This is a genomic window from Halioxenophilus aromaticivorans, assembly GCF_042850945.1.
GTDB classification, from domain to species: Bacteria; Pseudomonadota; Gammaproteobacteria; order Pseudomonadales; family Cellvibrionaceae; genus Halioxenophilus; species Halioxenophilus aromaticivorans.
Genome location: NZ_AP031496.1, coordinates 483,163 through 504,841, shown reverse-complemented (window position 1 = coordinate 504,841; position 21,679 = coordinate 483,163). Strand labels below are relative to the sequence as shown.

Genomic DNA, 21,679 nt, shown 5'->3' with positions numbered 1-21,679 from the left:
TAAGAACCTCCAAATATTAGCGATTGTGTATAAACGATTAGGGTAATTTATGGCAACCGTTCTCATCGTCGATGATTCACCAACTGAAACCCACAAGTTGACCAAAATTCTCGAAAAAAATGGGCATTCAGTACTTACTGCGAAAACCGGCGAGGCCGGGGTCGCCGAGGCGAAACAAAATCTACCCGATGTTGTATTGATGGATATCGTTATGCCCGGCCTAAACGGGTTTCAGGCCACCCGGCAGCTAGCCAAAGGCAACCAAACCTCGCACATTCCTGTGATTATCGTCACCACGAAAGATCAGGAAACCGACCGGGTATGGGGGCTTCGCCAGGGGGCGAAGGCCTATTTGACCAAGCCCATTGCGGAAAAACAGCTGATGGACACTATCTCCAGCGTGATGAATTGATGCAGCGCTTTTTGGCCTGCGCGCCTTCATTAAGACTGTCGTAAATAGGACAACAATGGAACAGACACCTGCCTTCCAAGCCTTGGTAAACCTGGCCAATCGCAGCCGAGATTCCGCTCTCGGCCTGCCCGCCCGCGAGAAAACTCGCCAGGAGTGGAGTGGCATTGGGTTTCGGCTACTCAATCAAAATTTTGTCGTGCCCATGGGCCAAACCAGTGAATTGCTGGAGGTGCCCAATTACACCCGCCTACCCAATGTTAAGAGCTGGGTGCGAGGTGTCGCCAATGTCCGCGGCCGGCTGCTACCGCTTTATGACTTGGCAGTTTTTTTAGGTCATCGTCTGCACAATCCACAAAAACTGCAGCGCGTGCTGGTGCTGGAGGCCAACGACTTATACTGCGGCCTGTTGGTTGATCAATCGTTCGGCATACAACACTTTTTATCGGAGGCTTACCAAATGGAAAACAGTTTGGGGGACGCCGATGTAGAGCCGTTTTTGCTCGGTAACTTCAAAAGCGACAGCACCATCTGGCACGTGTTCAGTATGGTGAACTTAATGGAAAGCCCGCAGTTTATGTCTGCGGCACGCACACAAATGGCCGGCTAGGATCGTCCTGCCCCATCCCTTTTATGCGGCACAGGGATGTGCCACCAAATTCGCTAACTATAAGTTATTGAATTTAAGAGAAATAAAACGTTTGATTTTTATTTCCAGACCTTGAGGCGGAAGGGATGTCGTTTCAAGACACTCGTTTTAGGACAGTAGTTTTAAAACAAGTAAGAAACAGCCGCTGGCAACTTAATTCGCAACAGTTACACAGACTCAAAACAGACGGAATGTCGTTCGGGAGAGCTTAAATGAAGACAGACTCCAACAATTTATTGGCGTCACTGAAATCCAACCCTGTGATGGCTGGATTGGTCCTCGCGCTGGTACTTCTGTTGGGTGCTATCACATTCGCCGTGATCAGCATCAACCAGAATGCCGAAAAAGACCAAGAATTGCTTCAGGTAGTGGCCGATATGCGGGCCCAATCCTATCGTTTAACCTCTCTGGCCCGCGAGGCCACCGGCGGCGAGGAAGCAGCGTTCACCGAGCTGTCCCAGGTGATCAACAGCATGTCTGCCAGTGAGCAGTCCATGTCTCAGGCCGGCGCTAACCAGGGTACCGCGCTCAGCCGTGACTTCACCGAACTGGCCGGTGTTTGGCAGCGAGTACGCGGCAACGCCGAGGTAATTGTTACCAACGAAGACACCATTCTGTTTTTGAACAACGTTGCCAACCGCCTTAACCAATCTCTGCCAGAGCTACAGGCCGAGCACACCAACATTGTTGAAATTCTGCTGGAAAACAACGCCCCTGGCGAGCAAATATCGGTAGCGCAAATGCAATCCTGGCGGGCAGAACGTATTGGTCGAAACGTCGATAAAATGCTGCGCGGTGGTGGCGATGCCACCGAAGCTGCCGATCAGTTTAACCTCGACGCCAACTTGTTCGGTAAAGTATTGCACGGCATGCAACAGGGCGATGCGCCCATGGGCATCTCCAAAATTACCGACCGCGACGCGGTACAAAGCCTGAACGAAATCAGCGCCTTGTTTGATTTTGTAAACTCCCAAGTACGCGACATTTTTGAATCCTCACCCTCGCTGTTCGCCGCCCGCCAAGCCACCGACGCTCTGCTGGATGACGCACCGGAATTACAAGAGAGCCTAACCACCCTATCGGCAAAAATTGACGGCCTTGGCGCTAACCGCACCTTCAACCCTTTAACCGTTGGCATTCTTGCGGCCTTGGCTGCCCTGGTGCTGATTATGATCGGTATTCAACTGTTGGCCGCCACCCGCCGTCGCCTGCAGGAAACCGCCGAAACCAACGAGCGTAACCAAAACGCAATTCTGCGTTTACTGGACGAACTGGCCGACCTGGCAGACGGTGACCTCACCACCACAGCAACGGTAACCGAAGACTTTACCGGTGCCATCGCCGACTCCATTAACTACACCATCGACCAACTGCGGGTTTTGGTATCGCGCATTAACGAAACCGCCGTGGGCGTGGCTAGCTCGTCCCAGGAAACCCAACAAACAGCCTTGCAACTGGCCGAGGCTGCCGAGCACCAAGCGCAAGAAATTGCCGGTGCTTCGGCGGCGGTTAACGAGATGGCCGTGACCATCGACCAGGTATCCGCCAACGCCTCTGAGTCTGCCTCGGTGGCAGAACGAGCGGTATCCATCGCTAACAACGGCGCCAAAGTGGTACAGAACACCATCCACGGTATGGACACCATTCGCGAACAGATTCAAGACACCTCCAAACGAATTAAGCGCTTGGGTGAGTCCTCGCAAGAGATTGGTGACATCGTATCGCTGATTAACGACATTGCCGACCAAACCAACATTCTGGCTCTTAACGCCGCCATTCAGGCCTCTATGGCCGGTGACGCAGGCCGTGGTTTCGCGGTGGTTGCGGATGAGGTACAGCGTTTGGCAGAAAGGTCCGCGGCGGCCACCAAGCAGATTGAAGCGCTGGTAAAAACCATTCAGAACGATACCAACGAAGCGGTTATCTCCATGGAGCAAACCACGTCCGAGGTAGTGCGAGGAGCCCGCCTAGCACAGGATGCGGGTGTGGCACTGGAAGAGATCGAAAACGTGTCCACATCGCTGGCCGACCTGATTCAAAACATCTCCAACGCTGCGCGCCAGCAGGCGTCCTCGGCCGGCCACATCTCCAACACGATGAACGTTATCCAAGAAATCACCTCGCAAACTGCCGATGGTACCAACACCACCGCCAGTAACATTGGTAACCTGGCCGCGTTGGCAGTAGAGCTGCGTGAATCCGTTGCCGGTTTCACGCTGCCCGGAGACGACATCGACGCAGAATTGGCCATCGATGAAATCGACCCTTACGGCGAAACCGCTCAAGAAATGGCCGAAGAAGCAGACAACCTAGAAATCGCTGCTGACGATGAATTTGATGCCCTCACCGAAGAGCTCGATATCAACGACGATGAAATCGAAATCTCCGATGACGGCAGCAACGCGCCCTCCGAAGACAGCGATGACAATAACGATCACAAAACCGGAGCCACCGCTTAACCGCCAAGCTCCATTAATGAGCTAGGTGAAAAAGCCCCCATCGTGCAACTGCAACCTGAACAAATCGCGCTGTGGGCGAACAAACTGGAACAAGACACCGGCGTGCATTTAGGCGCGCTACAAGCCAGTTTGCTAGGCAGCCAAATTAAACTGCGCATGCAGGCCCTTGGGCTGGAAGACGCCGACAGCTATTACGCCCAGGTGTGTTCCTCGCCACCGGAGTGGCAATCGCTACTGGCGCGGTTACTGGTAAAAGAAACCCAGTTCTTTCGCAATCGCGAAGCTCTGGCAGGAATTCAAGCGTTTGTGCGGAAAAAGCTGGCCACGCAAACCCAGGGGTTTGGCATTGACGTTTGCAGCCTGGGCTGCGCCACCGGCGAAGAAGCCTACAGCCTAGCCGCCAGTTTGCAGCAAGCGCTGGCCGAGCCTAATGAGTCCGGCCACGGCAATTATTATTCGGTAACGGGTGTGGATCTGTGCGCAGCGGCACTGCAAACCGCCCGCGCAGGCCTTTACCCCAAGAGCCGATTGCAACAGTTAACAGCGGCAGAAATCGCCGCTATTTTCGACCCGGAGCAACAACAGTTTCGGGTTAAGCAGGCGATCAAAAATCGCGTCACGTTTATTCGGGGCAACCTGTGTGATATCGATTCTGTGGTCGCCGTGCCAATGGACGTAATCGTTTGTTTAAACGTCCTTATTTATTTTCGCCGCTGGCGCCGGCGTGCTTTGTTAAACCAGCTGGTCAATCGGCTCAAACCCGGTGGCCTGCTCATTATTGGCTCCGGTGAATTACCGGGCTGGCAAAATAGCCATTTAACCGCCCTTAACCTGGGTGGCGTGCAGGCCTATCAACGGCACTGAACTCGGTAACGCTGAAGCATTTGCCAAGCATACCAACATAACACGAGCACAACAGCGCAACGACTAGACTAAAGGAACAGCTCCGCAATGGGAGAAACGAGAAACTTCGCAGCCTTAGACTGGGTAACGCAAGAAATTGACGAGACCCTGGCCCACGCGCGTGAAGCCTTGGAAGCTTGGGCAAACGACCCCAACGACAATTCCAAAATCCGCTTTTGCCTGGCTCATATTCACCAGGTACACGGCTCATTGCAGATGGTGGAGTTTTACGGTGCAGCGCTGCTGGCCGAAGAACTGGAACACCTGGCGCAAGCCCTGTGTGACGAGCGCGTGCAATATGTGGTGGAAGCGCAAGAAGCCCTAATGCGCGGTATACTGCAATTGCCGGTGTACTTAGATCGCATCAAAACCCAGCGCCGAGATCAACCCGCAGTGTTACTGCCACTGCTGAACGATTTGCGCTCGGTACGCGGCGATTGCTTGATGTCGGAATCGCGCCTATTTAATCCCGACCTGCGCCCGGCGCAAAATATCAAAAGCCAGCGCATTGAAGCTAACCGCGACCAAAGCCACTACCTATCGTTGCAGAAAAAACTGCAAGAGATGTATCAGTTTGCCGCTGCCGCCATTGTGCGCGGCGTAAAACCGCGGGAGAACATCCTCTACTTACACAAGGTCATTGCCCGGCAATACAAGCTCACCTCCGGCACCCCCAACCAAGCCTTGTGGGATGTCACGCTTGGCGTGGTTGAAGCCCTGGCCGAAAACGGCTTGGAGCTGAGCCCAGCCATTAAATTGCTGCTGCGCCAACTCAACCGCGAGCTAAAAATTTTACTGCACCGTGGCGTTGCCGTACTGGAATCACCCTGCGACCAAGAGCTGCTGCGCAACCTGCTGTTTTACGTGGCCATTGCCACCAGCAATGGCAAATCGGTTACCCGCATCCGAGAAAAATACCAGCTAGACGCCAACCTATTGGGCGACGGCGACGAAGACGAACTGTCCCTAGGACACGACCCAGAAGCCATTCGATCGGTGGTGATGGCGTTAAAAGAAGAGCTGCGCTCCATTAAGCTGAGCTTGGACGACTGCCTATCCTCCGACTCCACCATCAATAGTCTGAACGACGCCCTGCCCATCGCACAACGGGTGGCCGACACCCTGGCAATTTTGGGTGTGGGAGACATTCGCAAACAAATGCTAGCCCAGGTAGACGCCCTGGAAGAAATCACCCGAAGCGGGCAATACACCGATCAACAACTGTTTGTTATTGCCAGCGATTTAATCGATATCGAAGGCCGCTTAGATGCCCTAAGCCGCGGCGTGGCCACGGCCCGCAATGACTTAGAACAACAAAAAGCCCAGCAACTCAATATTGCCCAAGAGGTGGTGCTGGCGGAATCGCGCAACGGTTTGGAACAAACCAAAGATTGCATCATTGAATACATTGCCAGCCAGTGGGATCGCCGGCATTTGATCAACGTTCCCAAACTGCTGCGCGAAATACGCGGCGGATTGGACATGGTGCCGTTATCTCGTGCTGCCACCGTTTTGGGTGCCTGTGCCGAGTACATTGACGAGCAATTACTCTCCGAAGGCATGGTGCCGGAATGGGGCGCCCTGGATACCTTGGCCGATGCCATCGCCAGTATCGAATACTATTTAGAACACCTCAGCAGCCAAGATAACCAAAACAACGACGAAATGTTGTTGATGGTGGCTGAAGACAGCGTGCGTAAACTGCAAGGCTACACCGAAGCCGGTGCCCTAGCCGCCGAGCAAGGCTTTATGCCATTAACACCAGACAGCGACACTTCGCCAGCACCGAATACCCCCATTGACGCCATTGCCGCGCCCATCCATGACGCCGCTGAGCCCGAGCAAACCAACACCGAGCAGGGCGACCCATCGCCCGCCGATGAAGAGATTGATGAAAGCGTCTCGGCTAACGGCCAAGTCACCGACGAGTCAACCACCGAAACCCCAGCAACAGAACCAACAATAGGGCAAGAGATTGAGGCTGAAACTACTCAGCCAAAGATTTCAGATGCAGTAACTGCACATTCAGACACTACAGATGCGGAGATTCCTGCGCAGGATACGCTTGCGCCAGAACCTCTCATTTCTGAGCAACCAAGTGCAGACGCTGAGCCCTCTGAGATAGAAACCGAAGTTGGCCCAGAATCCGGCGAAGCCCCAGCAGTAGAAACCAGCGATACCGATCAACAGATAGCCGAAACCGACACCAGCCCTGCGTTTGATTCTGAAGCTCAGGTCTCTGAAAACCAGGTCTCTGAAACTCCCACCTCGGTAGAACAGTTAGCACCTGAGGCCGAGCAAACAGCGGAAGAAGAAGAGCCCATCGACGAAGAAATTTTGGAAATCTTCGTGGAAGAGGCGCAAGAGGTTACCGCCACCATCGACGAATACTTCCCTCGCTGGGCTGCCAATTTGGAAGATAACGAGGCCCTCACGGAGCTTCGTCGAGCCTTCCATACCTTAAAAGGCAGTGGCCGCATGGTAGGCGCTAGCGATATCGGCGAACTGGCCTGGAGCATAGAGAATATGTTCAACAAAGTGATGGACAAATCCATCACTGCCGATGCCAACCAAGCCGGCCTGGTAGACCAAGTGATGCAATTGTTGCCGGCGCTAACCGATGCCTTCGAGCAACGCCAGCCCAATCCAGAGCCTGCGCTGACCAACACCTACATGGAAGCGGCCCAACAAATCGCCCGAGGCGAGCAGCCCACTGCGCTGAATAACGCTAGCCCAGGCATCCATGACGAACCAGCAGAGACAGAAGCCGCTGAATCCCAGGCAGCTACCGACGGTGCAGAGGCGGTTCAGCCCCAGGCGCTTGATGACGAAAACAACCAAAGTGATGCCGATGAGGATCAAGCCCAACTGTGGGAGATTTTCAGCGCCGAGGCCACCGGCCATCTGGAAGTCATCAACGAATTTATTGCCCAGATGGATCGTGCGCGACCACTCTACGGCACCCCCAGTGACGCCATGCAGCGCGCCCTGCATACGCTAAAAGGCGGCGCACATATGGCCGATGTGCAGCCCGTAGCTCAGCTGTCCACGCCGCTGGAACACCTCATTAAAGAGCTGAGAACCTACCAAATTATTTTGGATGACGATTTACTGCAGTTGATCAAAGACGGCGTGGAATACACCAACATCGTTTTACAGCAAATTGCTGACGACGAAGCGCTGCAGATTCCCAAGCTGGATCAATACATCGCGCGCGTGGAAGAACTGCGCGAACGCACCATGGTACCGATTCAGCGCCAGCAAGATGGCCAAGCGGGCGAACACAAACCGGTAGACCCAGAATTACTGGCCATTTTTATGGCCGAAGAAATGAACCTACTGCTCGATGCCGACCAGCTGATCAACCGCTGGCAATTGGAAGGCATCGACGTGTTGGAAATGAACGCCGTATTGAGCGAAGTGCAACTGCTTAAAAACGGCGCCAACCACGCCAACCACCCAGAGATGGAGCAGCTGTCCAGTTTCCTTGAGCAAATATACACTGCCGCAATTGCCGAGCGCGTGCCCAATCAGCAGCGTATGTTTGATGTACTGCTGCGCAGTCACGATGCCCTGCTGGACATGGTGGACTGCGTTGCCGCCGGCCAAAGCGTGCCCAGCCTAGCCATTCAACTGCGCGCCGATATCGAACTGCTGTTGGAATCCTGTGCCACCGAAGAAAGCCCAGCAGCCACCCCAGAGCAGCCCTACGATATCAGCGACCACAACGAGACCATGGCGGAGTGGCCGGATGAGCCGGATCAACAGCCCGAGCAGGCTGACGACCAAGCTCTAACCGATGCCGATGCCGATGCCGATGCCGATGCCGATGCCAACGATGCTAACGCACAAGTGGATGGGACGCTCACCGCTGAAGCAGCAGCCTTTGAGGGTTCCCACAGCGACAACATTACTGAGCCAGGTACCCACCAAGCCTCTGATCCGCAAGCAGAACAGGATGGCGGCTCCGACATGGGATGGTTTACCAATGCTGCCGCCCTGGGCACCGCAGCGGCCGGTGTCGCAGCCACTGCTCTCGACACTGAAGCCAATGAAGTTGATGGCGTTAGTGATGCTAATAGTGACGGCACAGAAGCCGAGGCTTCTGACGCCCATGCAACGGCACAAGACATTAATGAAGCCGCCGAAACTGACAGCATTGATGTAGAAACCACAGCCGTAGAAGTAGAAACAGAAGTAGCGTCTGAATCCGAATCAGACGGCACCAGCATAGAATGGGGCTCCGAAGAGAAGCCTGAAGCCGAAGCCGAAGCCGAAGCCGAAGCCGAAGCCGAAGCCGAAGCCGAAGCCGAAGCCGAAGCCGAAGCCGAAGCCGAAGCCGAAGCCGAAGCCGAAGCCGAAGCCGAAGCCGAAGCCGAACAAGAGTTTGCGCTGGAGCCAACCCAAGAGAAAGATATAACCGGCCAAGCTGTCACCGATATTGAACCTGAGGAATCTGCTGAGGACAACGAAGCGAATTCCTACACGGCCACAGGCACCGAAGACAGCCCCCCAACCACGGAAGAGGCAGAGCCTGCCACCGGTGACTCCTTTGCCGCGCCACTGGCCGCCGCCACTACCACCACCATCGACGCCAGCACCGATGCTGTTGCCGATGACGAGCTCGACCTTGAAATTGTTGAGCTGTTTGCCGAGGAAGCCGGTGAAATCTTAGAAGAAATCGACCACGCCGTGCACGATTGGACCAGCGATTGGGAAGCCACCCAAAACCTGGATGAGCTGCAACGCTGCCTGCACACTTATAAAGGCAGCGCCCGGCTGGCCGGCGTTATGGGCTTGGGTGAAGTTGCCCACGACTTTGAAACACTGCTCACCGTTGAAGGCAATGGCGAATTGGGCCAGAGCTTCTTTGACAAGGTAACCGCCTACTACGAACTGTTGTTTACCGGTACCGAAGAAATCAACGCACACCTGCGGCATCAGCCCGCACCGCATTTGGCGCAGCTGATCAGTGCCGGCGAACTCGGCTTAGATAAAAACCCCTATAACCTCGCGAATAAAGGCGCCCAAGCGCAAACCGCTGACAGCTCACAAGCTGAACAACCACAACATGAAGAAACACAAGCAGTAGAACCAGAAGCAACAATCTCCTTGGAAGAAGGTTCCTCCGAAGAAGCAGCGGCGACCGAGAAACCAACCGACGAGGCCGAATCCGAGCTGGAATTGATCCCCGAGGCAGGCGACAACGACGAGCCAGAACCCGGCTATATGGCCGATAATAAGGCGCCGGAATCCTCCGCCACCGAGACCGCCATTCAAGTCGCCCGCAGCGAAGAGCAAGGCAACGTGGTGCCCTTTGCGCCGCGTAAAACCATTGAAGAAACGCCACTGATGCCGCTCACCCCCATTACCAAAACCGAGGTGATCAGTGGGCCGCCGGTGCAAAGCTTTGCCAGGAACCAGGTCACCCAGCGCGGCGCCCAAGAATCGGTGAAAGTGGCCGCTGAACTGCTCGAAGAACTGGTTAATCTAGCTGGTGAAACTTCCATCTCCCGAGCGCGGATGGAAGAACAAATGAACGAGATCGGCCACACCATCGACGAAATGGACTTCACCCTGGAGCGCCTACAAGAGCAGCTGCGCCGGCTCGACATCGAAACCGAAGCCCAAATTTTGTTCCGCCAGGAGCAAATGGAGCAACACGAAGATTTCGACCCGCTAGAAATGGACCGCTACTCGTCGCTGCAGCAGCTGTCCCGCTCGTTAATGGAATCAGCGTCCGACTTGCTGGATTTAAAATCCACCCTGTCTGATAAAACCCGCGACACCGAAACCCTGCTACTGCAACAGTCGCGCATTAATACCGAATTACAAGAAGGCCTAATGCGCTCACGCATGGTGCCCTTCTCACGCCTAGTGCCGCGTCTGCGCCGCATTGTGCGCCAGGTATCCTCCGAGCTGGGTAAGCGCGTCGTACTGGAATTGGACAACGTCGAAGGTGAACTCGACCGTACCATGCTGGAGCGCATGATCGCGCCGCTGGAACACATGGTGCGTAACGCCATCGACCACGGTATCGAAATGCCCTCGGCGCGGGTTGCCATGGGCAAAGACGAAACCGGTATTATTCGCCTGGCCTTGGAGCGTGACGGCGGTGAAGTCGTATTGCACTTGGCCGATGATGGCCGCGGCATTGACATCGACCGAGTCAGAACAACCGCCGTAGAACGTGGGTTAATGGCCGCCGATGCGCAGTTATCCGACCACGACATCATGCAGTTTATTTTGACCGCGGGCTTCTCCACCGCCCAGGCCATTACCCACATATCGGGTCGCGGTGTGGGCATGGATGTGGTGAACTCAGAGATCAAACAATTGGGTGGGGCGGTTAGTATCGACTCCAAACAGGGTAAAGGCTCCAGCTTTAAAATGCGCCTGCCATTCACCCTCAGCGTAAACCGCGCCTTGATGGTAACTCTGGGTGAAGATGTTTATGCCGTGCCGCTAAACGCCATTGAAGGTATTGTGCGGGTAAGCCCCTACGAGCTAGACCACTACTACGCGACCCCGGATTCCCGCTTTGAATACGCCGGCCAGCAATACAAAGTGCGATACCTAGGCTCGTTGGTGGACGAAAGTTACCAACCACAACTGGACGGCCACGCCCTGCCACTGCCAGTTTTATTAGTTCGCTCACAAGAATACTCCGTTGCCCTGCAGGTAGACGCTCTCCTGGGCAGCCGAGAGATTGTTGTGAAAAGCATCGGCCCGCAGTTTGGTAATGTGGAAGGCTTAGCCGGTGCCACCGTGATGGGTGATGGCTCAGTGGTGGTAATTTTAGACATGCTGGCCTTGGTACGCCGCCTAGTGGCTCAGGCCTTTGTTATCGAAGCGCCGCAACAAGAATCCCAGCGTGAAGTGATTGACATTACCCCCGAAAAAGACCCCATTCGTACGGTAATGATCGTCGATGATTCGGTAACCGTGCGCAAGGTCACCAGCCGCTTCCTGGAGCGCGAGGGCTTCAACGTGATCACCGCCAAAGACGGTGTGGACGCCCTGCGGCAACTACAGGAAACCGTTCCCGATGTGATGTTATTGGATATCGAAATGCCACGCATGGACGGCTTTGAAGTGGCCAAAAATATTCGCACCAGCAGCCATATGGGCGATCTGCCCATTATTATGATTACCTCGCGTACAGGTAGTAAGCACCGAGAGCGAGCCTACGAGCTCGGAGTAAATAATTACCTGGGTAAGCCCTACCAAGAGGACGAATTGCTGGCCAGCATTAAAGAATTAACCAATCAAGCCGCGACCCTTGCTTAGCGGCGCGCCGGTAACCCACCGGTGAGTATCGGCCAAAGCCGTTAACGAGCACAGTTAGGTATGGCGATGCCAACAGTCATAGTCATCGCCAGCGAACAGGGCGAAGTTCGCCGAGCACTGACCGCTTGCGTCACCGGTCTGGGATTTGGCGTGCTGGTGGCGCCCAACGTTACCAGCAGCGGTTGGCCCGGTTTTACAGCGGAGTTGGCCAACTGCCAATTGGCGCTGGTGGATTTGAGCCTGGAAGCGGACAGTGACACCACTGACCACTGGCTGCACAGCCTGGGGGACATGCCCACACTATACCTAGACAGCCCCTTACCCAAAGCCGAAGACCAACGAGCGCACTGGCTCAGACGAATCGCGTTGAAGGTGGCCAGCATGTTGGCCGAGGTCACCATCCCGGGTGGGGTGTCAAATGACCAAGTGTGGTTGCTGATGGGTTCCGCCGGCGGCCCCGAGGCTGTGGCTGAATTTATCAGTGCTTTACCCGGCCAGTGCCCGGTGGGCTTTTTGTACGGCCAGCACATTAATCCTGGCTTTGAAAGCCATTTGGTGAAAACGCTAAACGGCCGCAATGGATTTAACGCTCGAGCTGCCAAAACCGGGGCACGCTTGCAGCGCGGCGACATCGTTATCGCCCCCAGCGACCAACGGCTGACTATTTTGGCCAATGATGCCTTATTGATAGAAGCCCACCCTTGGCCCGGGCGCTATCACCCCTCCTTGGACGGCATCGCAGTGGAATTTAACCGCAGGCCAAGGCATTTAGGCGGGGTCATTGTATTTTCTGGCATGGGCAACGACGGCGCTGCCGCCGCCCGCCTATATGCCAGTAAAGGCGGCACGGTGTGGACGCAAGCACCGGATAGCTGCGTAGTTAACGCCATGCCCGAGGCGGTGCGGGCTAGCGGCTGTGCTAGCTACAGTGCTACGCCGTCAGAGCTGGCAGCCAAGTTGGCCGAGACGGTGGGTCGGGCTTAACGATTGGCCCGGTTTAACCGTTGCCCTGAAAGCCATTAGCACAATTACGCTGATAAGCCATCACAGCCGCGCATCAACCAACAGACTGATTATTCGAGATAACAACGTGCTGCTTCTCAATCCAGAGCCAGCAGCAGAACGACAAGAGAGCACTATGAGCGACCTTACAACCACCGACCAAGAAGCCCTGGATACCCTACCTTGTTTACTGCTACCCATGGCCGACCAAAACCTGTTATTACCTACCGTGTCGGTGGCGGAAATGATTCCTTACAGCCTGCCTTCCAGAGGCTCCCGCGGGCCAGACTGGTACCAGGGCGAGGTTCATTGGCGCAACACGTTAATACCTTTGGTTTGCTATGAAATGATCAATGGCGGCAGCTATCCAGGTGTGGCTTCGCGCAGCCGCATCGGCATTTTAAACACCACCGGCGTAAGCGACGACCTGCCCTATATCGCCATACTCACCCAGGGCATTCCTCGTCTAGCCCAGGTAGAAAACGCCCATGTCCACGAGGTAGAAGGCGTAGAAACCAAAGCCTACGATTTAATGCACGTAGCCATGGCCGCCGAAGAAGCCATCATCCCCGATCTCGCAGCCTTGGAACGCGCTTTTTTAGAGTTGGATATGGACTAACCACCAGAGACGCGCCCGCCTTAGCACTCAATTTACAAATACCGCCAAAAAATAACCACTGGCCGCATTTATTTGGCGCAAATATGGTTATAGTGCCCTCATAGTTTTGATAGTGAGGTGGCAAATGAATCGCAATTACACACAGGCTGCGCTCAGCACAGTTGTTTTATTCTCGGTTTTCTTTTCGCTAGCTGGCTGCTCCAGTAGCCAGCATCTGGGGCTTAAAAACAAAGTCACCCTCAAGCCCCAGGACATCCCCAGCCTATATCGCTCGCCCACCGCAGATGACAACATCGGCGAGGCCGTAGCCAAACTTCAAGACGGCATCCAACAGGCCGAGCTGGCAGCCGACGCCGATAGCATTGATAACACCGAAGCCATTATTGCCGAAACCTTGGCCGCCGATACCCTAGCCGCAGATAAATTGGCTGCAGAAACCCCAGGTGACGAAACTCTATTAACCCAAACCGCGCAAAACACCACGGAAGACCAAAGCGACGCCAAAGCAAGCGCGACCAACTCCACGGCTGAGTTAAACGAAGAGGCCCTGGCAGCAGAGAAAATCGGCAATTGTGAAAAGATCAATGCAGAAATCGCCATGATCGACGCCGGCCTGGGCGAAAAAGCCGAAGACTCCCCACCCCAAGCCAAAGCCACGGCCATGCAGCGTTTGGGCAGCTATTTTAAAGATATGGCCGTAGAAACCATCAAAGGCCCATTCCAACCGGTGATCCAGTCCGTCCGCGCCGCCACCAACGCCGATGAAAAAGACCGCATAAAAGCCGAAACCGCCAGCCGAGGGAACGTGCGCCGAGCCTATTTAATGGGTTATGGGCAGGGTTTGGGTTGTGTTGACGTTGAAGATGGCGAGCCGGATATTGAAGCATTGGAAAGCGACGGCTAAATCCAACCTTTTTGCTTGGCAATACGAGCCGCATCAATGCGGTTGGTTGCGTTGAGTTTGGCAATGGCTTCGGATAAATAATTGCGTACCGTGCCCTCGGATAAGCACAGGCGCTGGGCAATGAGTTTGGTGGCCATGCCCTCCCCGGCCAAGCGAATGGCTTGGCGTTCTTTGTCGGATAACGGGTCGTTATCGTCTAGCGCCATCAATGCCAACTCCGGCTCAATCACTCGCTTACCTTGCATCACCGCCGCTAATGCCGAGGTTAAATACTCGGTGGGCTGCTCTTTTAAAATAAACGCTTTTACCCCCAAATCCAATGCCCGTTTGATATAACCGGATTTAGAAAACGTGGTCATCACCACCACGTGAATTTGACTGTGATGGCGTTGGATTTCCGCCGCCAACTCCAGGCCGGTCATTTCTGGCATTTCAATATCGGTGAGCACAATATCCGGCGGGTTGTTGGCTATTAGGGCTAGCGCTGCCTGGCCATGCTCGGCCAAGCCCACCACGTCGATTCCGCTTTCCAAGCCCAGCAAACTGCCAATAGCACCGCGCACCAAAGCCTGATCTTCCACCACCAACACGTTCATGGTTTACACCTCGCCCTGGGCCAATAAAGGCAAAGTGATTGACACCTTTACCCCGTGATGGGTATCGAGAGTCATCTCGCCGGCCAGCGCTTTTACCCGCGCTCGCATACCGGAGATTCCGTTGCCCGGCGTTATATTGGTTACCTTGCCATCATCTTGAATACTCAACACAATCGATTCGCCTTCTGCCTGCAAGGTTAAGGCTACGGTATTGGCAGAGCTGTGTTGCAGAATATTGGTCACCCAGGATTTGCACAAAAAGATCAATGCGGATTCGACCTTAGCCGATAGTGCCGGCAACTCTACCGTCTGTTTAACATCAAAACCCTGTTGCTTTAATTGTTGGCTTAACGTATCAACCACGCCGGCCAAACCCTCGAGCTTTAACCCCGTGATGGCGGCTCTTATTTCCGATAGGGTAGCGCGGGAAAGTTCTGCCACCTGGCGAATCTCCTCCTGCGCTTGTTCTATTTTTTGCTTAGCGATCAGTTTATCGGCCAATTCCGACTTCAAGGCCAAGGACGACAACGAATGGCCCAATAAATCGTGCATATCCCTGGCAATGCGCTCTCGCTCGGCAATGGCGGCCAATTGCTCTAGCTTTTCGCTTTGTTGGGTTTTTACGTAATCGTGAAATGCCTCCTGCAAGCTAAAGCGGCCAAATAAAAATAATCCCACCGTAAGCAACAACGCAGGCCCCATAAAATACCAGTGCCACAATTCCAACAGGGTTGCCGCAATCAGCAAACACGCCACTGTAAGCGCCAAAAAGGCTATTGCGTGGTTGCGCTTAAAATAATAGCCAGCAAAAAATGCTGCGTAACTGTAAAGAATATAACTACCGGAATAAAAGCAGGTGCCCACCACAGCAATGGCCAGCAATGCTGCCACCGGCACTACCGCGTCGTTTCCGCTTACACGCAAGGTATAAAAATACACCGCCATGTAAGCTGCATAGACCACGAAAGCGAACACTTTGAAAGCGCTGGAATATTCCCCCCAGTTTGCGTACAGCGTAAAAAAATAAAATAACGTAAACAGTGCGGAAATAAGGTTCCACTTTTCTGCCGGGCTATTTTTGATCGCAGGGGCAGTATAATTTGTTATGTCGAGTGAGCTCATTATCTACACCTCCCACACATTAGCTGCTGCCACACCTAGCCAAAAGGCTACTGTGCTTGGCAACAGGCTTTGTAGCTCCGTTACACCCTGTTGTAGGTAGGCTACCAAGGTATCTGCCACTGCGTCTGTCATACTACCGGTCATTGTTTCCGAAATCAGGGTTAGCAAAAAAGCAAGCCCGTTAGGCTCACCGAACACTACTGCCCAAAGCGATATCATCTGCTGTAGCGATGTTAGCTGTCCGCTGTCTATTTGTGAAAGGCCTAGCTGTGAAAGATCTAGCTGTGAAAGGCTTAGCTGCGAAAGAGCAAATTGTGAAAAGCCCAACGCAAAACAACCCATTAATAAAATTCCCCCGGCTGCACCCTCCGAACTGAGCGCTCGCCGCCAATAATCGCTTTGCTCAAACTTTTTAAGACTCATTGGTTTCATCCTCTTTCTCCTGTGAATTTAGAAAGATTGTGAAACCAAGCTGGGCGCTATTGTAGTGTGGTCAGTCATTGATGTGAGGTGACAATTGTCAGATCTTTTTAAGCCCTCAGATCCGCTAGAAGAATTCCTCCAAAGGCTCCGCCTGGGACACTTCCAAATCCGCAGCGCTATACAGCGCCTGCACCAACTGTTGCGAGCCAGCCAAATACGAACGCGTGGCTTGAAAAGGTACAGCTAGATACCAAGCTCTATCCGCTGGCCACAGAGCATTGGGCACAAACCCAGATACACCCAAAAAGCCCGCAGCTTGGCTCTCCCGCCAGGCGGCCTGCCAGGCCTGCTCTACCTCAGCTAAGGTGGACTGGAAAAGCAGATACTCCTGCCCCAGCGTGCTAGCAAACTGGGCGATGCCCTGCTCACCGCGCAAGTAACCGAAGCCCTCCCAGATACCGCAGTACACCGGTTGCTCTGCGGTACTGGCCTGCCCCAGCACGGCAAACACGCTTTGCACCGCGGCCGGTGACAGCTCACCCTCCAAAGGCGGCTCTATGCCATCATAGGCGTAGCCACACCCCGGATAGAGCGCGGCCTTGGCAGCCGGTGGCACCTCCGAGCAGGGCACAGCAATCAGCTGTTCTACACTGTTACCTGGCCCAGCTGGTTTTGGCACTCGCCAGTAGGGGTGTTCAATACGTGCGTAGGCTTCAAACCCTGTAGGCACCACGGTATGTAAGCTATGGCGCGGGCCGGTGCACTGCGCAACTACCCAGTTTGCTGCCTGGCCGTCGCTGACTCGGTGATAGTACTGGAAGAAGTCTTTCATAGCGGCCTCTTTGTGAATATCGATCCGTGTAACGCCTGCCCGCTGTGGCATTTGCTCTGGGGCATTTGCCGGCATTCGCAATTTCCGTTTGAAAACGCCAAATGAACCGTATATTCTACGTTTTACTATTTTGAACTATTTGTTTCATTGGTGGTTTTGCAATGCCATTAAACCATTTGCCCGCGAAGCACTTGCGAGTAAGTAGCGCTTGCAAGTCAAAGAGACCACCGGCAAAGCACCGTGAATAAAACAAGCAGCCATACCGGCTGATGCACTGAATTGGCTGTGGCAATGCTCGGCCCAACACAATAACGATAACGTGGAGACACTCATGAAAATCGCCTTCGATGTGGATGTATTAGCCAAGCAAATGAGCATTACCGATATGGTGCACCAGGTGGCGGATTGGGGCTACAAGTACATTGAGCAATCGCCGCACCCACGCATCAACCCATTTTATAAGCACCCGCTGTTTTCCCGCGAGTGCGAAGCAGAATACAAAAAAGCCCTGCGCCAGGCCGGCGTAGAAATCTCCTCGTTTATTTGTGTGTATCGTTGGTCTGGCCCCAGTGAAGAGCAGCGCCAACACGCCGTGGCCAACTGGAAGCGGTTGATCGAAATTGCCGTGGATATGGATGTGCAAGTCATTAACACCGAGCTTTCCGGCGACCCTAACCAGGAAGAAATCTGCAATGGCATGTGGTTCCGCTCCATGGAAGAGTTACTGCCATTATTTGAAAAAGAAGGCATTCGGGTAGAGATTCAATCTCACCCCTACGATTTCTGCGAGCTCAATAACGAAACCTGCGACATGGTGAAATCTTTCCGCTCCGATAACCTGGCCTACGTTTACTCCGCAGCCCACGGCTTCTTCTACGACAAGGGTAAGGGCGACGTGCGCTCCATGTTGGAATACGCCGGCGACGAACTTTCCCACGTACTGTTTGCCGACACTTTTAACCAAGAACTGGACTGCCGTTACATCGTCAACCCACCGTGGTTAAACGGCCGAGGAAAGGCTGACGTTACCGTGCACCAACACTTGGCCATGGGCGAAGGTGACGTTAACTTTGATGAGATCTTTGCCACCCTACGCGATATGAACTTTGCCAATAAAACCTTTAAAGTGGGCGGCGATGCTATTTCTTGCGTGTCTTACTTTGGCTTCCCGGAGAAAATGGCTGTGCAAGCGGTAGAGGCTCGTGAGCGCATTGAGCGAGAATTGTTAAACCGCTAACGCCATCTCGAGCAAATGTAGCGATTAAACGTAGCATAAACCCGTGGCGAGCAACCACCGCCGCGGGGTTTAAATACGTCCCCCGTGTTTTAAACCCGCTCCAATGCGGTTTAGTTTTTTAATCGCTCGTAGATCTCTTTGCATCCCGGCATCTGATCATTAATTCCCATTGCCTCTTCTGCGTATACTCTCGCCTTTTGCTTATCTCCCGCTGCTTCTAAGGCTAGTGCGTAGGCCAGAATATCAGCAGGCACGCGATGTTCACTTTCGTACGCCTTCTGAGCAAACTCCACAGCGCTAGAAAAATCGCCAGATTGAATTAACAATTTGGAAAGCGCACGCATCGGAGCGGTTTCGTAAACTGCATAGGTGCTTACATAAGCACTGTGGTGAGAAAAATACGACTCCAATAGCGCTACCGCCTGCTCGTTGTTTTGTGCGGCAATAAACGACGAGGCACAATCCGCCCAAGCCTGAGGATTAACACCAGCCGATTCCTTAGCACCGGCACTGCGCTCAAGAATTGCTTTCTGCTCTTGGGCCGCTTCTTCGAAGCGACCAAGAGAACTCAATAATCGAGCACGCCACTCGCGCGCGCCGGGGAAATCTGGGGCAATTTCTAATGCGCGGTCTAGATCGCTCAGAGCAGAATTATCATTATCCAATTCGAGATTTGCCATTCCCCGCTCAAACCAAGCTTGGGCGTTATTAGGGTCGATGGAAATCACTTCTGACAACAAATCTATTGCGGCAAGGTAATTTTCGTCACCCGCAAGATCCATGGCTTGATGTAGCATTTCAGTCGTATTCTTAGTTTCGTCATCCGGCTCTTTCTCGCCCGGCACATCCCGCTGTGGCATCAATCGCTTAAAGAATTTGGATAAGTCCATTTTTCACCTCAGTTAAACTCACATTTTCCTAAAAGCCTACAGATCGAATCAGAAGTTAATGACTGACTGAACCAATGATAATCACACCAGAGCGTAAATCGCCGCATCCCTAGACAACAGATCACCACCAGCAGCCACTTTGACAGCAACAAACCCCACTCGTTATAGTGGCCATTAGCGTAAGTACCGGCAAAATGCCGCGCACAAATAAAATCCGGCCAACGGGCCCCGCACGGCGTTGGAACTAAGAAGTGCTTCTAGTTTCAATGGCCAAGTGATTGAATTGGCTAGCAATAAAAAGAGAATTAACGGCTCCGCGAAACATCAAAGATGCTGTTTCAGGATAACAATAACAAATAATAGCGATTATCGACCGGCTGTATGGCGATTGTCCTAAGCACGAGGTGCTTATGGCTGTTTCTAACCAAGTTCGTCACGTCACGGAAATCGAGCAGGTGCTCGATGGGCAGCAATCCCAGCGCGATGCCACCGTGGTTAATTCCTGGATTCGTTGCGTGTCCGATTACCGTTTGGACCCGTCACAACAGGTGCCGGCGCATATTGTGTCGCCGCAATGCCTGCGCGAGCACCGCCAGCGCAACGAACGCCTAATTCATATTGCCCGCCACGGGCTGAACGAATTATTCCGCCAGGTGGCCGGCCACGATTACGTGCTGTTGCTGGCAGACAACGAAGGCGTAACCATCGACTACTTTGGCGATAGCCGGTTTGAATCGGAGCTGCGCCGAGCAGGCTTGTACCTAGGCGCGGAGTGGTCTGAGGCCCGAGCTGGCACCTGTGGTGTCGGCTCTTGCATCGTCACCGGAGAAGCGCTGACCATCCATCAGGGAGATCACTTTGACTCCGCCCACATGCCCTTAAGCTGCACCGCCGCGCCCATCTACAATCCGGACGGGCATCTGGCAGCGGTATTAGACATATCCCTATTGCGGCCACCCGGCCCCAAAATCAGCCAAAATCTTGCACTGCACCTAGTGCGGCAGTCTGCTCGCCACGTTGAGCTGGCCAACCTCATGCACGAACAGCGGCGCGGCTGGGTACTGTGCTTTTCTCGCCAGCCGGCCTTTTTAGACGTAGACCCAGAGCACGCTATTGCCCTGGATGCCGATGGCCGCCTGGTGGGCATGACCCACAGCGCCTGCCGAGAGCTAGCCGCGTTGATGGGCTGCTCCTGGCGGCAACCACGGAAGCTACTGGGGCAACCCATTAGCCGGTTCTTCCAAACCGATGCCGAACACCTAGCCCGCCTGGCACGCAACCGAGAGCCTGCCCAGCGTATGCTGCTGGCCACTGACAACAGCAGCTGGTACGCGCGCCTCCAGGGGCCGGACTGGACGCCTCTAAACCAAAGCCTTAGCCTGCCCAGCCGCACACGCAGCAACAACGCAGAACCGCACCCGGCGTTTGCCGAGCTGCACTGGGGCGACCAACGCATGGCGGCATTGCTACAGCAGTGCAGCCGCGTGGCCAAAACCAACCTGCCGGTGTTGCTGCAAGGCGAAACCGGCACCGGTAAAGAACGCTTAGCCCAGGCCATTCACACGGCATCTGGCCGACCGGGAGCGTTTGTGGCGGTAAACTGCGCCGCCATTCCAGAGTCGTTAATCGAAGGAGAATTATTCGGCCACGCCCCCGGGGCCTTCACCGGCGCCGCCAGTAAAGGCCGCGCAGGGCTGATTGAATCCGCTAATGGCGGCACGCTGTTTTTAGATGAGATTGGCGATATGCCGAGTAACCTGCAGGCCCGTTTACTGCGGGTTCTTTCCGAGGGGGAAGTGCTGCGAGTGGGCGCCACCAGCGCTACGCCACTGGATATCCGCGTGGTATCGGCCACTTTACACAATTTAGAGTCTCGCATGGCCAGCGGCGATTTTCGCAACGATCTATATCACCGCCTGGCGGGTGCGGAATTTTGGCTGCCGGCCCTGCGCGAGCGAGAGGACCTTTTACCTTTGGCTCAAGTATTGGCGCAAAAGCATGCCGTCAATGCCCAGCTTAGCCCGGAAGTAACCGAGTTTTTTGCGCAGTATGCCTGGCCCGGCAACATACGCGAGCTGGACACCACCCTGCGCTTTGCCCTGCTGCTAAGCGACGACCACAGGCTAACGCTCGCGCAGTTACCCGAGCGTTTATTGCGCCGAGTGCCCCAGGGGCTTCAACGCCAGCAAAGCTGCAGTATTGAACAAGCCATTGCTGAATGCGATGGCAATGTCAGCGCCGCCGCCAGAAAGCTGGGTGTAGATCGCTCAACCATCTACCGCCACCTGCGCCGTAAAAACCCCACCAATTAAGACTCAAAAACTGTGGCAAGCCGTGTTGCATG

15 protein-coding genes are annotated in these 21,679 nt (G+C 54.3%); 10 read left to right on the top strand and 5 right to left on the bottom strand.

Annotated features, from left to right (window positions below; translation table 11 throughout):
* The first annotated feature begins 49 nt into the window (after nucleotides 1–49).
* From pilH to ACGHM3_RS02285, 8 genes are all read left to right on the top strand, one after another.
* Nucleotides 50–412 (top strand): twitching motility response regulator PilH, encoded by a 363-nt coding sequence (pilH, locus tag ACGHM3_RS02320; protein ID WP_345419425.1) that lies wholly within the window; start codon nucleotides 50–52, stop codon nucleotides 410–412.
* A 55-nt stretch (nucleotides 413–467) separates the two neighbouring features.
* Nucleotides 468–1,019, top strand: a complete 552-nt coding sequence (locus ACGHM3_RS02315; protein WP_345419422.1) for a chemotaxis protein CheW — start codon at nucleotides 468–470, stop codon at nucleotides 1,017–1,019.
* Nucleotides 1,020–1,270: 251 nt separating this feature from the next.
* The gene (locus ACGHM3_RS02310) at nucleotides 1,271–3,517 is read left to right on the top strand and encodes a methyl-accepting chemotaxis protein (RefSeq protein WP_345419419.1); all 2,247 of its coding nucleotides are present in this window, start codon (nucleotides 1,271–1,273) and stop codon (nucleotides 3,515–3,517) included.
* A gap of 42 nt (nucleotides 3,518–3,559) precedes the next feature.
* A complete protein-coding gene (locus ACGHM3_RS02305; protein ID WP_345419416.1) occupies nucleotides 3,560–4,381 on the top strand; it encodes a CheR family methyltransferase in 822 nt (273 codons plus the stop codon).
* Between the two features lie 87 nt (nucleotides 4,382–4,468).
* Nucleotides 4,469–11,710, top strand: coding sequence for an Hpt domain-containing protein (locus ACGHM3_RS02300; RefSeq protein WP_390517752.1), 7,242 nt, complete (start codon nucleotides 4,469–4,471; stop codon nucleotides 11,708–11,710).
* Between the two features lie 60 nt (nucleotides 11,711–11,770).
* Nucleotides 11,771–12,694 carry a chemotaxis protein CheB gene (locus tag ACGHM3_RS02295; RefSeq protein WP_390517751.1) on the top strand — a complete coding sequence of 308 codons (924 nt, stop codon included), beginning with the start codon at nucleotides 11,771–11,773 and terminating at the stop codon, nucleotides 12,692–12,694.
* A gap of 154 nt (nucleotides 12,695–12,848) precedes the next feature.
* Nucleotides 12,849–13,331 carry a chemotaxis protein CheW gene (locus ACGHM3_RS02290; RefSeq protein WP_345419407.1) on the top strand — a complete coding sequence of 161 codons (483 nt, stop codon included), beginning with the start codon at nucleotides 12,849–12,851 and terminating at the stop codon, nucleotides 13,329–13,331.
* Between the two features lie 124 nt (nucleotides 13,332–13,455).
* Entirely contained in the window at nucleotides 13,456–14,235 is a 780-nt protein-coding gene (locus ACGHM3_RS02285) for a hypothetical protein (RefSeq protein ID WP_345419404.1), read from the top strand.
* Here ACGHM3_RS02285 and ACGHM3_RS02280 read toward each other — a convergent pair.
* The 4 genes from ACGHM3_RS02280 to ACGHM3_RS02265 form a co-directional block, all read right to left on the bottom strand.
* Complete coding sequence (locus ACGHM3_RS02280) at nucleotides 14,232–14,831, bottom strand: response regulator transcription factor (RefSeq protein ID WP_345419401.1); 600 nt, start codon at nucleotides 14,829–14,831, stop codon at nucleotides 14,232–14,234. The two genes, ACGHM3_RS02285 and ACGHM3_RS02280, sit on opposite strands and share 4 nt — an antisense overlap.
* 3 nt (nucleotides 14,832–14,834) lie before the next feature.
* Nucleotides 14,835–15,953, bottom strand: a complete 1,119-nt coding sequence (locus ACGHM3_RS02275; RefSeq protein WP_345419398.1) for a sensor histidine kinase — start codon at nucleotides 15,951–15,953, stop codon at nucleotides 14,835–14,837.
* Nucleotides 15,954–15,956: 3 nt separating this feature from the next.
* Nucleotides 15,957–16,376 (bottom strand): hypothetical protein, encoded by a 420-nt coding sequence (locus tag ACGHM3_RS02270; protein ID WP_345419396.1) that lies wholly within the window; start codon nucleotides 16,374–16,376, stop codon nucleotides 15,957–15,959.
* 124 nt (nucleotides 16,377–16,500) lie between these two features.
* The gene (locus ACGHM3_RS02265; protein ID WP_345419393.1) at nucleotides 16,501–17,283 is read right to left on the bottom strand and encodes a hypothetical protein; all 783 of its coding nucleotides are present in this window, start codon (nucleotides 17,281–17,283) and stop codon (nucleotides 16,501–16,503) included.
* Between the two features lie 256 nt (nucleotides 17,284–17,539).
* Here ACGHM3_RS02265 and ACGHM3_RS02260 point away from each other — a divergent pair, with 256 nt between their 5' ends.
* A complete protein-coding gene (locus ACGHM3_RS02260; RefSeq protein ID WP_345419390.1) occupies nucleotides 17,540–18,445 on the top strand; it encodes a sugar phosphate isomerase/epimerase in 906 nt (301 codons plus the stop codon).
* A gap of 110 nt (nucleotides 18,446–18,555) precedes the next feature.
* Here ACGHM3_RS02260 and ACGHM3_RS02255 read toward each other — a convergent pair whose 3' ends face one another.
* Nucleotides 18,556–19,335 (bottom strand): tetratricopeptide repeat protein, encoded by a 780-nt coding sequence (locus ACGHM3_RS02255; protein ID WP_345419388.1) that lies wholly within the window; start codon nucleotides 19,333–19,335, stop codon nucleotides 18,556–18,558.
* 410 nt (nucleotides 19,336–19,745) lie between these two features.
* On the opposite strand from ACGHM3_RS02255, the gene ACGHM3_RS02250 reads away from it, so the two are divergent.
* Nucleotides 19,746–21,647, top strand: coding sequence for a sigma-54-dependent Fis family transcriptional regulator (locus tag ACGHM3_RS02250; RefSeq protein ID WP_345419386.1), 1,902 nt, complete (start codon nucleotides 19,746–19,748; stop codon nucleotides 21,645–21,647).
* The last annotated feature ends 32 nt before the right edge of the window (nucleotides 21,648–21,679 follow it).

Bases quoted from the DNA above. Each gene is read 5' to 3' on its own strand.
- ACGHM3_RS02250 (WP_345419386.1), top strand. From the start codon at position 19,746: ATGGCTGTTTCTAACCAAGTTCGTCACGTCACGGAAATCGAGCAGGTG.
- ACGHM3_RS02265 (WP_345419393.1), bottom strand. From the start codon at position 17,283: ATGCCGGCAAATGCCCCAGAGCAAATGCCACAGCGGGCAGGCGTTACA.
- ACGHM3_RS02310 (WP_345419419.1), top strand. From the start codon at position 1,271: ATGAAGACAGACTCCAACAATTTATTGGCGTCACTGAAATCCAACCCT.
- ACGHM3_RS02290 (WP_345419407.1), top strand. From the start codon at position 12,849: ATGAGCGACCTTACAACCACCGACCAAGAAGCCCTGGATACCCTACCT.
- ACGHM3_RS02295 (WP_390517751.1), top strand. From the start codon at position 11,771: ATGGCGATGCCAACAGTCATAGTCATCGCCAGCGAACAGGGCGAAGTT.
- ACGHM3_RS02270 (WP_345419396.1), bottom strand. From the start codon at position 16,376: ATGAGTCTTAAAAAGTTTGAGCAAAGCGATTATTGGCGGCGAGCGCTC.
- ACGHM3_RS02275 (WP_345419398.1), bottom strand. From the start codon at position 15,953: ATGAGCTCACTCGACATAACAAATTATACTGCCCCTGCGATCAAAAAT.
- ACGHM3_RS02300 (WP_390517752.1), top strand. From the start codon at position 4,469: ATGGGAGAAACGAGAAACTTCGCAGCCTTAGACTGGGTAACGCAAGAA.
- ACGHM3_RS02260 (WP_345419390.1), top strand. From the start codon at position 17,540: ATGAAAATCGCCTTCGATGTGGATGTATTAGCCAAGCAAATGAGCATT.
- ACGHM3_RS02255 (WP_345419388.1), bottom strand. From the start codon at position 19,335: ATGGACTTATCCAAATTCTTTAAGCGATTGATGCCACAGCGGGATGTG.
- ACGHM3_RS02315 (WP_345419422.1), top strand. From the start codon at position 468: ATGGAACAGACACCTGCCTTCCAAGCCTTGGTAAACCTGGCCAATCGC.
- ACGHM3_RS02280 (WP_345419401.1), bottom strand. From the start codon at position 14,831: ATGAACGTGTTGGTGGTGGAAGATCAGGCTTTGGTGCGCGGTGCTATT.
- pilH (WP_345419425.1), top strand. From the start codon at position 50: ATGGCAACCGTTCTCATCGTCGATGATTCACCAACTGAAACCCACAAG.
- ACGHM3_RS02285 (WP_345419404.1), top strand. From the start codon at position 13,456: ATGAATCGCAATTACACACAGGCTGCGCTCAGCACAGTTGTTTTATTC.